The 14,005-nt window shown below is 64.2% G+C and carries 12 protein-coding genes; 3 read left to right on the forward strand and 9 right to left on the reverse strand.

Translation table 11 applies throughout. The features are described from left to right. Positions 1 to 27: 27 nt before the first annotated feature. The 6 genes from ACQ4WO_RS05990 to ACQ4WO_RS06015 form a co-directional block, all read right to left on the reverse strand. Entirely contained in the window at positions 28 to 1,008 is a 981-nt protein-coding gene (locus ACQ4WO_RS05990) for an FHA domain-containing protein (protein ID WP_436480583.1), read from the reverse strand. Further along, positions 1,005 to 2,396: a S1 family peptidase gene (locus ACQ4WO_RS05995; protein WP_436480584.1), complete on the reverse strand. Its 1,392-nt coding sequence runs from the start codon at positions 2,394 to 2,396 to the stop codon at positions 1,005 to 1,007. The genes ACQ4WO_RS05990 and ACQ4WO_RS05995 overlap by 4 nt, the downstream gene beginning before the upstream one ends. Before the next feature lie 89 nt (positions 2,397 to 2,485). Continuing rightward, positions 2,486 to 3,139: a GTP cyclohydrolase II gene (gene ribA / locus ACQ4WO_RS06000; RefSeq protein ID WP_034749940.1), complete on the reverse strand. Its 654-nt coding sequence runs from the start codon at positions 3,137 to 3,139 to the stop codon at positions 2,486 to 2,488. A 220-nt stretch (positions 3,140 to 3,359) separates the two neighbouring features. Then, entirely contained in the window at positions 3,360 to 5,597 is a 2,238-nt protein-coding gene (locus ACQ4WO_RS06005; protein WP_436480585.1) for a PhoX family protein, read from the reverse strand. Between the two features lie 156 nt (positions 5,598 to 5,753). Then, positions 5,754 to 6,140 (reverse strand): DoxX family protein, encoded by a 387-nt coding sequence (locus ACQ4WO_RS06010; RefSeq protein ID WP_128142498.1) that lies wholly within the window; start codon positions 6,138 to 6,140, stop codon positions 5,754 to 5,756. 31 nt (positions 6,141 to 6,171) lie between these two features. Beyond that, entirely contained in the window at positions 6,172 to 6,873 is a 702-nt protein-coding gene (locus ACQ4WO_RS06015) for a pirin family protein (RefSeq protein WP_436480586.1), read from the reverse strand. A 167-nt stretch (positions 6,874 to 7,040) separates the two neighbouring features. Here ACQ4WO_RS06015 and ACQ4WO_RS06020 point away from each other — a divergent pair, with 167 nt between their 5' ends. Both ACQ4WO_RS06020 and ACQ4WO_RS06025 read left to right on the forward strand, forming a co-directional pair. Beyond that, the gene (locus ACQ4WO_RS06020; protein ID WP_436480587.1) at positions 7,041 to 7,967 is read left to right on the forward strand and encodes a LysR family transcriptional regulator; all 927 of its coding nucleotides are present in this window, start codon (positions 7,041 to 7,043) and stop codon (positions 7,965 to 7,967) included. 165 nt (positions 7,968 to 8,132) lie between these two features. After that, positions 8,133 to 10,289 carry a putative bifunctional diguanylate cyclase/phosphodiesterase gene (locus tag ACQ4WO_RS06025; RefSeq protein WP_034749929.1) on the forward strand — a complete coding sequence of 719 codons (2,157 nt, stop codon included), beginning with the start codon at positions 8,133 to 8,135 and terminating at the stop codon, positions 10,287 to 10,289. Between the two features lie 11 nt (positions 10,290 to 10,300). Here ACQ4WO_RS06025 and ACQ4WO_RS06030 read toward each other — a convergent pair whose 3' ends face one another. Next, positions 10,301 to 10,834, reverse strand: a complete 534-nt coding sequence (locus ACQ4WO_RS06030) for a DUF4256 domain-containing protein (RefSeq protein WP_436480588.1) — start codon at positions 10,832 to 10,834, stop codon at positions 10,301 to 10,303. A 64-nt stretch (positions 10,835 to 10,898) separates the two neighbouring features. Beyond that, positions 10,899 to 11,807 carry a LysR family transcriptional regulator gene (locus tag ACQ4WO_RS06035; protein ID WP_436480589.1) on the reverse strand — a complete coding sequence of 303 codons (909 nt, stop codon included), beginning with the start codon at positions 11,805 to 11,807 and terminating at the stop codon, positions 10,899 to 10,901. A gap of 97 nt (positions 11,808 to 11,904) precedes the next feature. Here ACQ4WO_RS06035 and ACQ4WO_RS06040 point away from each other — a divergent pair, with 97 nt between their 5' ends. Continuing rightward, positions 11,905 to 13,137 carry an MFS transporter gene (locus ACQ4WO_RS06040; RefSeq protein ID WP_436480590.1) on the forward strand — a complete coding sequence of 411 codons (1,233 nt, stop codon included), beginning with the start codon at positions 11,905 to 11,907 and terminating at the stop codon, positions 13,135 to 13,137. Here ACQ4WO_RS06040 and ACQ4WO_RS06045 read toward each other — a convergent pair. Next, positions 13,102 to 13,995: a LysR family transcriptional regulator gene (locus ACQ4WO_RS06045; RefSeq protein ID WP_034749920.1), complete on the reverse strand. Its 894-nt coding sequence runs from the start codon at positions 13,993 to 13,995 to the stop codon at positions 13,102 to 13,104. The two genes, ACQ4WO_RS06040 and ACQ4WO_RS06045, sit on opposite strands and share 36 nt — an antisense overlap. Between the last annotated feature and the right edge of the window lie 10 nt (positions 13,996 to 14,005).

Genomic DNA, 14,005 nt, shown 5'->3' on the forward strand with positions numbered 1-14,005 from the left:
CCGGCGGTTTTTTTTGCATGCGCGTTGTCAGTCTCCGCTGTCTTCGTCTTCGTCGGCCCCCTTGGCCGCCTTGCCCCGTTCGGCATCGACGGCGCGCTGCAGGTCGGCCGCCTCGCGGAAGAAGGCGTCCGTCGTGTGATTCGGGCTCAGGCGCAAGGCGGGCGGGTAGATCACGGACATGTAAGTCTCGTCGGCCAGGCGGCCGCTGGCCTGCAGGTTGCTCAGCAGGATCAGGGTCGAGCCGAGAATGGCCAGCACGACGGCGACGAGGCCGGAGCGGCGCGGGTGCTGCGGCTTGATCGTGCACAAATGGTAGTAGATCATGGCGCACACGATGATGATGAACATATGCCGTCCGTAGCGCGTCAGCGCTTCCAGCGACAGCGCATACGCCGCCACGTTGCTGGCCAGTTCCCACACTTCCATGGACAGCAGGCCGCAGCCGATGATGAACAGGTGGCGGCCGAAGCGCGCCACATGGCCGAACAAGCGGTTTGCCACGGCCCAGACCGACGCCCACACGAGGCCGCCGGCCAGCGCATACGCGACGATCATCAGGTAGGAAATCGGCTCGAAGGCGTCCGCATCGCTCAACCAGTTGCTGAAGGCGGCCGAGGCGCCGATCATGGCCAGGCCGGCGACGGCGGGGCGCAAGCCTTCCCAGTCGTGCCGGGTCGTGTCGCCCAGTTCGGGCGCCACCGGATGATTGCTGGCGCGCACGCGCAGGCGCGTGTGGCCGAGGCGCACGATGCTGTTGCCGGTCATGGCCACTTGCGGTTGCCGCTGTCCCCGGTGGATCACGCCATTCTGGCTGCCCAGGTCGCGCAGCAGCAGGCCGTTTGCGCCGTCGTCCTCGACAATGGCGTGCTCGGCCGCCGTATGCGGGTCGTCGAGGATGAAGTCGTTGCCGTAGCCGCGGCCGATGCGGATCGGCAGGGACTCGATCCGCTGGCGCCGCTGCACTTCGCCATTCTCGGCGAGGATTTCAAGGTAATAGGGAGGCTTCATGGCTTGCGGCTGCTTTCCCGCGACAGCGCTTCGAGGAAGGTGCGCGTGACGCGCATGCCGTTGGCGTAGGACACGCCGCGCGCGTCGATGCGGCTTTGCAGGCTCATCAGTGGCTCATCGGTGCTGGCGGCCAGCAGGGCAAAGTCGTACAGGCCGGTAAATTTGCGGTAGGCGCGCACGCACAGGACGGCGCGCAGGGGCAGCGTCTTGTTCTTGACGAACTGCTCGGTGCATTGCGGGCCCGTCAGATTCACGCTCTTGTAGCTGCCGAAACTTTCATTCTTGAACGAGGCGCTGGCCAGCTCGGAAAAGCGCAGCGCGCCCAGTTCGCTGCTGCGCAAGAATTCGTGGCGCATCGACACTTGCCCCGTCTGCAGCGCGCCGGAAATGAAGATGGCCGATTCCATGGCGCAGCTGGTGTTGTCAAGCATGTAGGGCTTGTCGGACTTGACGTTGGAGCGGCCCCAGCAGCGCATCTGGTCGGACTCGCGCACGGGCACGCGGTACGGGCCCATGGCTTTCAGGCTCAAGGGCGTGTCGAGCAGGCGCGCCAGCATGACTTCCTGGTGCGCCAGCAGCTGCGCCGTCACCAGCGGCTTGAAGTCTTTCGGCGGCTTGCCTTGCTGCGCCACCTTGGCCAGCAATTGCTGGGCATAGCGGGCCGGCACGAGAAAACTGACGAGTTCGCCATCGAGGCGTTTCGACACGTTCACGCCGGCCACGTCGCCATTCGCGGTGACGCTGGGGCCGCCGCTCATGCCGGAATTGATCGGCCCCGTAAACATCAGCTGGTCGTAGAAGCTGCGCGTGACGACGCCGTTGTACGAACCTTCCGAAATGGCGAAGCCCAGGTCCAGCGGATTGCCCATCGAATACAGGTACTGGCCCTGGGTCAGCGGTGCCAGCGGCTCCGGCATCTTGAAGAAACCCGTGCCGTGGCGGTTCACGCGCAGCACGGCCAGGTCGTGCAGCACGTCGACGGCCAGCAATTCCACATTGCCGCGCTGGCCGCTCGTATCGACCCATTCGCCCACATAGGTATCGGGGTCGAGCGCGAACTGGGACACCACGTGATAGTTGCTCACCACCAGGTCGCCCGTGCCGATCAAGAAGCCCGAGCCGACCGACGACTGCGTGCGGCCGTTTTTCAGCAGCACGCGCACTTGCAGGATGTCGGCACGTGCGGCCGTGTACAGTTTTTGCGCGGCGGACGAGGGCGGCGGCAGGGCCGCATGTTCGGTGGCGGCGGGCGCGGCGGTGGCCGGTGGCGGTTTGGCGGGAGGAGTCGAAGCGGCGGTAGCCGCGGCTGGCGCAGGCGCCGGGGCCGCGTGTGCGCCCGCTGCAGCGCACAGGCTGGCCAGCAGGAAGGCGTAGTCAGATAATTTCATGCATCCTTTGTGCGTGAGCCGGAGCGCGGCGGGCGAGGGCCGGCGCATGCGCCAGCCAGGCAAGCCTGTGCGGCAAGCCGGTGCGGCAATTACAGGGCGCCGTCTTCCAGCGCCGGCGCCGTTTCCGGCGTCATCATGTGGCCCAGCTTGCTTTGCTTGGTATTCAGGTAGTGCTGGTTGAAGGCGTTGCGGTTGACCAGCAGCGGCACCCGTTCGGCCACCGTGATGCCCAGCGCTTCCATGGCGGCGATCTTGCGCGGGTTGTTCGTCATCAGACGCAGGCTGTGGATGCCGAATTGCGCGAACATGGGTTTGCACAAGGTGTAGTTGCGCGCGTCGGCCTTGAAGCCCAGCTGTTCATTCGCCTGCACCGTGTCGGCACCTGCTTCCTGCAGGCGATAGGCGCGGATCTTGTTGATCAGGCCGATGCCACGCCCTTCCTGGCGCAGGTACAGCAAGATGCCGCGGCCTTCTTCGGCGATGCGTTTCAGGGCGCCCTCGAGCTGGGCGCCGCAGTCGCAGCGCTGCGAAAACAGCACGTCGCCCGTCAGGCACTCGGAATGCACGCGCGCCAGCACCGGTTCGCCGTTGCCGATATCACCCAGCACCATGGCCAGGTGTTCCTTGCCCGTGGCATGTTCGACAAAGGCGTGCAAGGTGAACTGGGCCCACGGCGTCGGCAGTGCGCAGGAAGTCGTGTAATCCAATTCGCCTGTCGCCAGGATGTCTGCGCCGCTTTGCATGGTTGTGCTCATATAAGTAATTATCAAAAATAAAAGGCGCGCGACACCACTCCGGTGCCGGCGCGCCTTGCCATCATACCAAAAAGCAGGGAAACGTTTTCCCTGGCTGCCATTCGGTTGTTGCAATGTCTGGTGATGAACCTTACTTAGGGGCACTTCCTCCTTTTACAAGGTGAATTGCTGGCTTTGCCTGGCGGATGCCGCCGCCAGGCACGGGACATCAACTGCCGATGCGTCCGCCATCGTTCTTGGTGATCACGATGGTGGCCGAACGAGGGCGCTTGCCGGCGCCATAGCCGGCGTTGGCCGGCCACTGGCTCGTGTACTTGGACGGATCGCCGATGTTCGCCAGCGAGGTGTTTTCGCCCGGGTGCTGGATGTTGATGAACATCGTCTTGCCGTCAGGCGTTTCGCTGATGCCCGTGATTTCCGAGCCGACCGGCCCCACCAGGAAGCGCTTGAGCGTGTCGGCCGTGGGTTTCTTGCCGATGAAGGTGTCGACCGCCAGGTTGCCGCCGGCCGCCGTCGCGTAGTTCAGGGTGGACTTGGCGCCGTCGCCGACCTTGCCAGGGATGGCCGCCAGCATCATGCAGTTGGTCACATCCGTGTACGCGCCATCGTCCGTCTGGATCCAGCAGATGCCCGTGTACGGGCTGAAGGCCAGGCCGTCAGGGCTCGAGAAATCCTGGTCGGCCGTCAGGTTCGACAGGTTGATCTTGCTGGCATCGGCGCCGCTCTCGGCGCCAAACAGGTAGACGTCCCACGTAAAGCTGGTGGCCGCGGCCGCGCCCGTGCCTTCCTTGAAGCGGATGATGTGGCCGTTCGGATTGCCGTTCTGCGCGCTGCTGCCCTTCATGTCCGTGTAGGCGCGCGGGTTGGCGCTGTCCGGCGCCAGCTGCGACGAGCCGCTCGGATTGACGGTGCGGTTCGAGTTGTTGGTCAGCGTGTAATAGATCTCGCCATTGGCCGGGTTGACCGAGCACCATTCCGGACGGTCCATTTTTGTGGCTCCCACGGCGTCGGCCGCCAGGCGGGCGTTGACCAGCACGTCGGCCAGGTCGGCGAACTTGTAGGCGCTGTAGGCCTGGATCAGCGCGTTCGACATGGCCAGCTCGATCCACTGGCCCGTGCCGTCGGCGGCCAGCTTGGCCACGTACAGCTTGCCCGAATCGAGGTATTTGTCGCCGGTGGCGATACGGTCAGTCGGATTGGCATCGGCGGCGGCCCAGACGGCCGTCGTGACGAATTTGTAGATGTATTCGTTGCGCGAATCGTCGCCCATGTAGACGGCCAGCTGCTGGCCCACGGCCGGCACGCTGAACGCGGCGCTTTCATGCGCATAGCGGCCCAGCGCCGTGCGCTTGCGGATGGCTTTGGTTTTGTCGTACGGGTCCATTTCGACGATGTAGCCCATGCCGTTCAGCTCATTGCGGTAGTCGTCGCTGCCGTTGGTCGAGGCGCCGATCTTGCTCAGATTCCAGCGCGCGTACTTGTCGTCGCTGCCGCCCGTTTCCCAGCCGTGGCGCGAGGCGCCGCCCTGGCTGCGGCCATAGCGGTTCAGCGACACGACGGACTTGTCGCCGCGCGCCGCGTTGTCGGTGGACGAGCGGGTGAAGTAGCCGGCCCAGTTTTCTTCGCCGGACAGGTAGCTGCCCCAAGGCGACTTGCCCGTGCCGCAATTGTTGATGGTGCCGCGCGTCTTGGTGCCGGTCGGCGAATATTTGGTGACCACGAGGGCGTTGCCGCGCACGGGGCCGGCGATCTCGACGTCCGTCAGCGGCGTGACGCGGCGGTTGAAAGCGGAATCGTTGACGGTGGCCCAGGTGCTACCCGTCTTCTTGACTTCCACCACGCTCAGGCCGTGGACGGCCACTTCCTTGTCGACTTCGGCGGCAGGGCGGGGCAGCGAGGTGGTGCCGCCATTCACGTGCAGGAAGTGCGAGGACAGTTTTTCGTCCGTGGTCGCTTCGTGGTTCATCGCCAGCAAGCCACGTTCGGCGCCGGACGCCAGCGGCGCGCCGGCGGCGGACAGGCCGTAGTATTCCATGCCGTCGTGGTGGTCGCCGGCGCGGTTGTCGAAATCGGTATCGCTGCCGTCGTTCTTGTACGCTGGCGTGGCCGCGCGCAGCGAGTCGCCCAGCGCATACAGGGCCGTGGCCGTGTAGCCGGCCGGTACCGATACGACGTCGGCCAGGCTTTTCGGCACGGCCGTGAAGGCCAGCAGTTTTTCAGGCGTCGGCGTCGGCGTGACGGCGACCGCATCGCTGCCGCCGCCGCAAGCGGACAGGCCCATCGACCCCATGACGGCGGTCGCGGCCGTGACGGCGCTGCCGCGCAGCCAGTTGCGGCGGCTCAGGCGGGCGTTCAGGATGCTGTTGAAATGGTTGTCGTGGGACGCGTTGCTGTCAATGTCGTTCAGATCGGTGGCGCTGATGGCCAGATCGTTGGGCTTGTTCATGGGCTGCGATGTCCTGTGGTTGCGTGATTAAATGGCAACCGCATGATAGTTGGCGAATGTGACAGCGCCATGTCAGCTTGATGACAAAACGGTGACAGGTTGCCGGCCGGGAGGGCCGCGTCGATGACGGGCCCGTCCGGTCAGGCAGCCTTGGCCTTACTTGGTCTGGCGAAAACCGCGTTCCACCAGCAAGAGCATGCCGCCGAAGATGGACAGGTTCTTCAGGAAGTTCGTCAGCTGGTCCTGGAAGTGGGCTGCATCGGCGCTCCAGAAGGCGTGGAAGATCACGGTGGTCGGGATCAGGAACAGCGCCAGGGCCAGCGCCGCCCAGCGCGCCTGCCAGCCCGTGATCAGCAGCAAGCCGCCGCCCACTTCCAGCACGATCACGCCCACCAGCAAGATATTGGCGATCGGCAAGCCCTGGCTGGCCATGTAGCCGGCCACACCGGCAAAGCCGCCGATTTTCAGCAAGCCCGAGACAAAGAACAGCACGCCAAGGGCGGCACGGCCGAGGGGCAGCAATACGTTGCTTCTGTTTTCCATGATTTTCTCTTTCTGTATATTTATCTGTTAATTATTTAGGTAAATCGAAGAGCAAAAACTCGGCATCTTCCGGCTGGGTAATCGTCACGGCTGCCTCCTGCGTCAGTTTCAGCGCATCGCCCGCTTTCAACGGCGTGCCGTTGACGACCAGGCTGCCGCGGATCAGGTGCACATAGGCGAGACGGCCTTCTTCCAGCACATGTTCTGCCTGTTCGCCTTCCTGCAGGATGCTGGCGTAGATGGCCGCATTCTGGTGGATCAGCACGGAACCCTGGCGGCCGTCGGAGGAGGCGATCAGGCGCAGCTTGCCCCGTTTGCTTTCCGGCGTGAAGTGTTTCTCTTCATAGCTGGGCGGAATGCCCGTCACGTTCGGCTGGATCCAGATCTGCAGGAAGTGCAAACCATCCGTTGCCGAGTGGTTGAACTCGCTGTGGCGCACGCCGCTGCCGGCGCTCATGCGCTGCACATCGCCGTAGTGCAGGACGGAGCCCGTGCCCATGCTGTCCTTGTGTTCCAGCGCGCCGTCGAGCACATACGAAATGATTTCCATGTCGCGGTGGCCGTGCGTGCCGAAACCCTGGCCTGGCGTGACGCGGTCTTCATTGATCACCAGCAAGGGGCCAAAGCCCATGTGCAGCGGATCGTGGTAGCTGCCGAAGGAAAAGCTGTGGTGGGAATTGAGCCAGCCGTGGTTGGCTGCGCCGCGTTCTTCGCTATGACGAATCTGTAACATGGTGGACTCCGTTTCTAAAGGTTAATGTGCGATAATTTCGAAGGACCGTTGCCTGGCGTTACGCCGTGGCTTCTTTTCTGCCCTTCGCTGTACGATGAGCAAAGTATAGGCCCCCTTGCGGAGAAAGAAAAACGGAAAATCTTGCGACCTATGATCGAAAAAATCGAATGTTAAGACTGAGTCTGGAAGCCCTGCAAATCGTTGACGCCATCGACCGCCGCGGATCGTTCTCGTCGGCCGGCAAGGAGTTGCATAAAGTCCCGTCCACCATTTCCTATACGGTGGCCAAGCTGGAAGACGACCTGGGCGTGCAAGTGTTCCAGCGCAATGGCCCGAAAGTCATGCTGACGGCGGCCGGCCAGGAATTGCTGAAAGAGGGCCGTTATCTATTGAAGGCGGCACAGGACCTCGAGCACCGCGTGCGCAGGGTGGCTTCCGGCTGGGAAACGGAATTGTCCATCGGCATCGATTCCATGTTTTCCGCCGTGGCCCTGGCCGACGACGTGCGCGCCTTTTATGACGTGGCGCAGCAGACGCGCCTGCGCCTGTCGCAGGACACCCTGTCGGGCACGTGGGAAGCGCTGCTGGACCGGCGCGCCGACTTGCTCGTGGGGGCGCCAGGCGACGGGCCGGCGGGCGGCGGCTATATCGCGCAGCCGATCGGCATGCTCGACTTCGTCTTTACCGTGGCGCCCACGCACCCGCTGGCGCAGGTGCGGGAACCGTTGTCGCGCGGCCACTTGCAGCAGCACCGGGCCGTGGTGGTGGCCGATTCGGCGCGCCAGATGGCGCCGCGCACGGTGGGGCTGCTGCTGGGGCAAGATGCCTTGAGCGTGCCGAACATGCAGGTCAAGTTCGATTACCAGGTGCTGGGGCTGGGCTTTGGCTTCCTGCCGGGACCGTGCGCGCGCGCCGCCATCGCGCGCGGTTTGCTGGTGGAAAAGGCCGTGGAAGAGCCGAAACCGTCGGAAACGTTTTACCTGGCCTGGAGAGTGGGCGAGGATGGCGCGGCATTGCGCTGGTGGATGGCGCGCATGCGCGAACCGGATGTGTTTGCCCGCCTGGCGCACCATCTGCCGGGCCATTCGGCGTAGGCCTTAAAATGTTGACATACGCCAACATTTTTAAGTTACCATATTCGCAGTATTGCAATCGTATTTCTTGCCCGACCTCCATGCCCCACAGTGGGATTTTGATGATTACACACACCGCAGCGCCCCTGATACCTTCCCCTGACTTGGCCCACAAGTGGGGTTGCCATGCTTGAGGCGAAGGTCGCGCTGTGCCTGCGCCTGGCCCAGGATGCCCGTGAACAGGCGGGGCCGCAGCAGGCCGCCACGTTGGCGCGGCTGGAGGAAGAGCTGGAACGGCTGCGCGGCGCCAGCCGGCCCGTGGTGCGCGTGGCGCCCCCCGACGCCTTGCTGGAAATCGATCCCGACGGCTTTTTGATCGGCTGGAACCATGGCGCCGAACAGATGTTCGGCTATTCCGAAATCGAGGCGCTGGGCCAGCACATCCTGTTTTTGTATCCGGAAGACGACGCGGAAGCGAGCGTGCTGGAACTCCATTTCATGCAGGGCGACGTGGCCACCGATGTGCGCCGGCGCAAGAAGTCGGGCATGGTGACGTGGCTGCGCATGCACCGCCACGTGATCCACGACCAGGCGGGCAAGGCGTGCGGCATGGCCGTGCGCCTGTCGGCCATGAGCGAGCCGCTGTCCGACGTGGACAAGGTCAGGTTGCACGCGCGCATCATCGAAGACAGCGAGCAAGCCGTGCTGATCACGGATGCGGAAGAACGCATTGTCTCGATCAACAGCTCGTTCAGCCGCATCACCGGCTATTCGCCTGCCGAAGCCATCGGCCGCACGCCGGACTTGCTGCGCTCGGGCGTGCACGACCCCGATTTCCGCGCCAAGGTGCGCGCCGCCATGCGCGGACACGGTTCCTGGCGCGGCGAGATCATCGGCAAGCGCAAGAATGGCGAACTGTTCCCGCAAGACGTCACCATCAGCGTCGTGCGCGACGAATTCGGCGAAATCAGCCACGTGTTTTCCCTGTTTTCCGATATCTCGGTGCACAAGGATGCGGAAGCGCGCATGCAGCGCATGGCCAACTACGACAGCCTGACGGGCTTGCCCAACCGCTGCCTGCTCAATCAATTGGTCGACCAGGGCCTGGCCGAAGCGAAACGCCAGGGCACGCATGGCGCGCTGATGGTCATCGACATCAGCCGCATCGGTTCCATCAGCGACACCCTGGGCCATGAAGTGGGCGACCAGCTGGTGATCGCCATCGGCCAGCTGTTCCGGGGCGCCCTGCGCGACGCGGACATCCTGGCGCGCGTCGACAACAGCAAGTTCGTCGTGGCCCTGCTGCATATCGAAAAGCGCGAACACGCGGCGAATGTGGCGCAAAAGCTGCTCAACCTGCTCGAGGCGCCGATCAATATCGATGCGCACGCGCTGCACGTGGGCGCCAGCATCGGCATCACCGTGTATCCGGAGGACGGCCTGGAAGCGCCGGCCCTGTTCCGCTTTGCCGACGTGGCCGTGTCCAAGGCGGGGCAGACCATCGAATCGACCTTCCTGTTCTATCGCGAAGACATGAACCGCAGGGCCAAGGAACATCTGCGCCTGGAAAGCGAAATGCGGCTGGCGCTGGGCGACAAGGAGCTGGAATTGCATTACCAGCCGAAAGTGAGCCTGGCCAGCGGACGTATCGTGGGCGCGGAAGCCTTGCTGCGCTGGAAGCATCCGATGCGCGGCATGGTCTCGCCCGGCGTCTTCATCCCTGTTGCCGAGGAAACCAGTTTGATTCTGGAGCTGGGCACCTGGGTGCTGGACGAGGCCTGCCGCCAGATCCGCAGCTGGGAAGACCGGGGCCTGCACATGCCGGCCATCGCCGTCAACCTGTCGGCGCGCCAGTTCGATGAGCAGTTGCCGGCACGCATAGCGGCCGTGCTCGAGCGCTACGGCGTGCGGCCCGACCAGATCATGCTGGAAATCACGGAAAGCCTGCTGATGCGCGGTGCCGACAAGGTCATCGATATCATGAACCAGTTGGTGGCCATGGGCCTGGCGCTGGCGCTGGACGACTTCGGCACCGGCTATTCCAGCCTCGCCTACCTGAAGAAATTCCCCATCAGCACGTTGAAGATCGACCGTTCGTTCGTCATCGGCTTGCCGTTCGAGGAAAACGATTGCGCCATCGCCCGCGCCATCGTCACCATGGCGCAGCAGCTGCGCCAGGAAATCGTCGCCGAAGGGGTGGAAACGGCCGAGCAGATGCGCTTCCTGCGCGAACTCGGTTGCGACCAGCTGCAAGGTTATCTGTTCAGCCCGGCCGTGCCGGCGGCCGAATTCGAGTTGATGCTCGATGAAGGCCGGCAGTTGCGCCTGGAAGAGGCAGTCTGAAGCCGTAGCGATCAGACGCGCAGCAAACCACGGAAACCCCGGCTCGCATAATACGAGTCGGCGCCATTGTGATAGACGAAGACCTGATCATAGCGGCGGTCGCAAAACAGGGCGCCGCCCAGCGCCCGGATAGCGTCCGGCGTCGCGATCCAGCTCGAGGTCTTGCGGTCGAACGGTCCCAGCTCCTGCAACTGGCGGTACTGCGTTTCCGTCAGCAAGGCGATACCCATCGTTTGCGCCATGGCCATGGCGCTGCCTGCCGGCTTGTTGGCCTTGCGCGCGGCCAGGGCCGCCGCATCGAAACACAGGCTGCGCCGGCCGAGCGGGCTTTCTGCCGAACAATCGCAAAACGTGACGGCGCCCGTGTCGTCGGCGGGCCCGATGACGTCCGGTTCGCCGCCCGTATCTTCCATTTGCTGCAATACCGCCAGGCTGGCGGGAGCGGCATCCAGCCGCGCCAGCACCTTGTCCCACGCCCATCCCGGATGGCGGTGCCTATGCCGGCTGAAGCGGTTTTGCAAGGTATGGATCAAGTCATCGTGCATGGCGCGGCTCCCTGGAAGCTCAATGGTACGGCCGATTATAAGACGCGATGTGCGTCGGCGGCGCTCACCCCAGCTTGACCTTTTCCAGCAGGTAATCGAGCATCACGCGCACCCTGGCAGGCACTTGCAAGCCCGGTCCCACGAAGACGGCGTGCACGAGTTCCCTGTCGCCCGGATTGTAGTCTTGCAGCACGGGAATCAAATCGCCCCGCTCGATATCGCGCAGCACGTGCTGGCGAGAAAAGCGTCCCAGTCCCATGCCGGCCAGCACCAGCTGGCGCATGCTTTCGCCATCGCTGACGCAGGTATTGCCCTGCGGCGCCACCTGCATCGTTCCGCCCGCGCCATCGAGAAAGGGCCAGGTTTCGTTCTGGCAGCGGAAGTTGAACGCCAGCAGATTGTGCGTGGATAAGTCCTGCGGCGTGCGCGGCAGGCCGTGCCGCGCCGCGTAGGCCGGCGACGCCACGACGATCATCGCGTCTTCGCCCAGTTTGCGCGCCACCAGGTTCGATTCCTTCAACTTGCCCGTGCGGATGGCGATGTCGGTGCGGTCTTCCAGCAAGTCGACGATGGCGTCGCTGACGACGACGTCGAGCACGATGTCGGGATAGCGCTGCGCGAACTCGGGCAGGATGGGCAGCAGATGGCGCACGCCAAACGGCACGAAACAGTTGATGCGCAAGCGTCCGCGCGGCGCCGCGCCTTGCGATGCTTCGCGCTCGGCGCCGTCGATATCGTCGAGGATGCGCTTGCACTGCACGAAGAAGGCGTCGCCCTCGGGCGTCGTGTGCAGCTGGCGCGTGCTGCGCTGGAGCAAACGCGCGCCGAGCCGCGCTTCCAAGCGATTGACGAGCTTGCTCACGGCCGATGGCGTCAAGGCCAGGCGGCGCGCGGCGGCGGAGAACGCCCCCGTTTCCACCACGGCGACGAAGACGGCCATCTCGAACGCGCGGTTGATGTCTTGCCTGGCCATTATTGAATCCATTTCACAGGTGTTTCCATTATTGGAGTCTATATCAAAAGCGTTTGCGTCGATACACTGAGTGGCTTGAACTCAGCCGGAGAATGCCATGACCACCGCAAGCCCTGTCTCACCTCAAGCCAGCAAGATGCCGCCCGGCGTGCTGGCGCTGGCCGTCGGCGCCTTTGCCATCGGCGTCACCGAATTCATCGTCGTCGGCATCCTGCCCGCCATTGCGAAAAATTTACAGATATCCATCGAATCAGCCGGCTCGCTGGTGAGCCTGTATGCGCTGGCGCTGGCCATCGGCACGCCGCTGCTGGTGCTGCTGATGTCGCGCCTGCCGCGCAAGGCGGCCTTGCTGGGGCTGATGAGCGTGTTCCTGGCCGGTAACCTGCTGGCAGCGTTTTCCCACACGTTTGAACTGTTGCTGCTGGGACGGGTCATCACGGCCGTGGCGCACGGCACCTACTTTGCCATCGGCGCCACCGTGGCGGCCAGCCTGGTAGACAAGGCGCAGGCGGGCAGGGCGATTTCCGTGATGTTTGCGGGCTTGACCTTGGCCATGGTGATCGGCGTGCCGTTCGGCAGCTTCCTCGGCAATTTGATGGGCTGGCGCCTGCCTTTCTTTGCCGTGGTGGTCCTGGCCGCGCTGGGCCTGGCCTCCATGGCACGCTGGCTGCCGGCCGGTTTAGCGCAAGGCAAGGGCGGCAATGCCATGACGCAGCTGGCGGCTCTGGGCAGCGGTCCCATTATCACCATGATGGCCGTGACGACGTTCGGCTTTGGCAGCAGCTTTGCCGCATTCACGTTTATTACGCCCATCCTGACGGACGTGACGGGATTTTCCGCCACCATGGCCAGCGCCTTGCTGATCGTGTTCGGCATCGCCACCTTTGCCGGGAACCTGGCGGGCGGCTACCTGACGAGCCACCTGGGCTGGCAAAAGGCCTTGCGTGTGATGCTGCTGTTGCTGGCCGTCACGCAGGCGGGCGTGGCGCTCAGCATCAGCTCGCAGTGGATGATGACGGTGATGCTGTTCGTCTGGGGCGTGTTCGCCTTCGGTCTGTCGCCCGCCCTGCAGGCCGGCATGCTGGCCACGGCCGAGCGCTACACGCCGCACGCCGTCGATTTCGCTTCTGGCCTGAACATTTCCGCGTTTAATCTCGGCATTTCCTTCGGCTCCATCCTCGGTGCGCTGATGGTGTCGCGCCAGTTGATGGCGTCGTCGCCGTGGGCCGGCGTGGCGGCGGCATTGCTCGCCTTGCTGCCGCTGGCCTGGCTGGCGCGCAGGAACGCGGCGAAATCAGGCGCGGTAGCGCAGCGCCTCCACGAAGGCTGAAAACGCGGGCGTGGCCTGGCGCCGGTTCGGGTAGTACAGATGGTAGCCCTGGAAGGTGGGGCACCAGTCGGCAAGGATTTCGACCAGGCGGCCATCAGCCAGGTAGGGTGCCAGCAGGGGCTCGGGCACATACGCCAGGCCGATGCCGTCGAGCGCCGCATTGAGCACGTGCATGATGCTGTTGAACACCAACTGGCCCTCGGCCTTGACGGCAAAGGCTTGCCCATCTTTTTCGAATTCCCAGGCGTAGATGGCGCCAGCGGGCCGGTGGCGGATATTCACGCAGGCGAATTCTGTCAGCGCATGCGGCGTCGCGGGCGCCCCATGGCGCGCGAAATACGCGGGCGAGCCCACCACGGCCAGGCGCCAGTCGGGGCCGATGCGCACGGCGATCATGTCCTTGCTGATCGCTTCGCCCAGGCGGATGCCGGCGTCGAAGCGCTGCTCGACGACGTTCGTAAAGCCGTAATCGACCACCAGTTCCAGGCTGATGTCGGGATAGTCGCGCAGAAAGCCGGCCAGCATGGGGCGCAGCAGCAATTCGATATGGTCGTCCGTGCAGGTGACGCGGATGGTGCCGCGCGGCTTGTCGCGCAGCGCGCCCAGCGCCTCGACTTCGGCGGCGATCTGCTCGAACAGGGGCGCGATGGCCAGCATGAGCTTTTCGCCCGCGTCGGTGGGCGCCACGTTGCGCGTGGTGCGCGCCAGCAGGCGCACGCCCAGCCGTTCTTCCAGGGTGCGGATGGTGTGGCTGAGCGCGGACGCGGTGATGCCCAGCCTGGCGGCGGCTTTGGTAAAGCTGCGTTCCCGCGCCACGGCCAGGAAGGCTTGCAGATCGTTGACTTTGGTTTGGCTCATTGCTGAATTT

This window comes from Janthinobacterium aestuarii (assembly GCF_051380835.1).
GTDB classification, from domain to species: domain Bacteria; phylum Pseudomonadota; class Gammaproteobacteria; order Burkholderiales; family Burkholderiaceae_D; genus Janthinobacterium; species Janthinobacterium aestuarii.

Bases quoted from the DNA above. Each gene is read 5' to 3' on its own strand.
- ACQ4WO_RS05990 (WP_436480583.1), bottom strand. From the start codon at position 1,008: ATGAAGCCTCCCTATTACCTTGAAATCCTCGCCGAGAATGGCGAAGTG.
- ACQ4WO_RS05995 (WP_436480584.1), bottom strand. From the start codon at position 2,396: ATGAAATTATCTGACTACGCCTTCCTGCTGGCCAGCCTGTGCGCTGCA.
- ribA (WP_034749940.1), bottom strand. From the start codon at position 3,139: ATGCAAAGCGGCGCAGACATCCTGGCGACAGGCGAATTGGATTACACG.
- ACQ4WO_RS06005 (WP_436480585.1), bottom strand. From the start codon at position 5,597: ATGAACAAGCCCAACGATCTGGCCATCAGCGCCACCGATCTGAACGAC.
- ACQ4WO_RS06010 (WP_128142498.1), bottom strand. From the start codon at position 6,140: ATGGAAAACAGAAGCAACGTATTGCTGCCCCTCGGCCGTGCCGCCCTT.
- ACQ4WO_RS06015 (WP_436480586.1), bottom strand. From the start codon at position 6,873: ATGTTACAGATTCGTCATAGCGAAGAACGCGGCGCAGCCAACCACGGC.
- ACQ4WO_RS06020 (WP_436480587.1), top strand. From the start codon at position 7,041: ATGTTAAGACTGAGTCTGGAAGCCCTGCAAATCGTTGACGCCATCGAC.
- ACQ4WO_RS06025 (WP_034749929.1), top strand. From the start codon at position 8,133: ATGCTTGAGGCGAAGGTCGCGCTGTGCCTGCGCCTGGCCCAGGATGCC.
- ACQ4WO_RS06030 (WP_436480588.1), bottom strand. From the start codon at position 10,834: ATGCACGATGACTTGATCCATACCTTGCAAAACCGCTTCAGCCGGCAT.
- ACQ4WO_RS06035 (WP_436480589.1), bottom strand. From the start codon at position 11,807: ATGGCCAGGCAAGACATCAACCGCGCGTTCGAGATGGCCGTCTTCGTC.
- ACQ4WO_RS06040 (WP_436480590.1), top strand. From the start codon at position 11,905: ATGACCACCGCAAGCCCTGTCTCACCTCAAGCCAGCAAGATGCCGCCC.
- ACQ4WO_RS06045 (WP_034749920.1), bottom strand. From the start codon at position 13,995: ATGAGCCAAACCAAAGTCAACGATCTGCAAGCCTTCCTGGCCGTGGCG.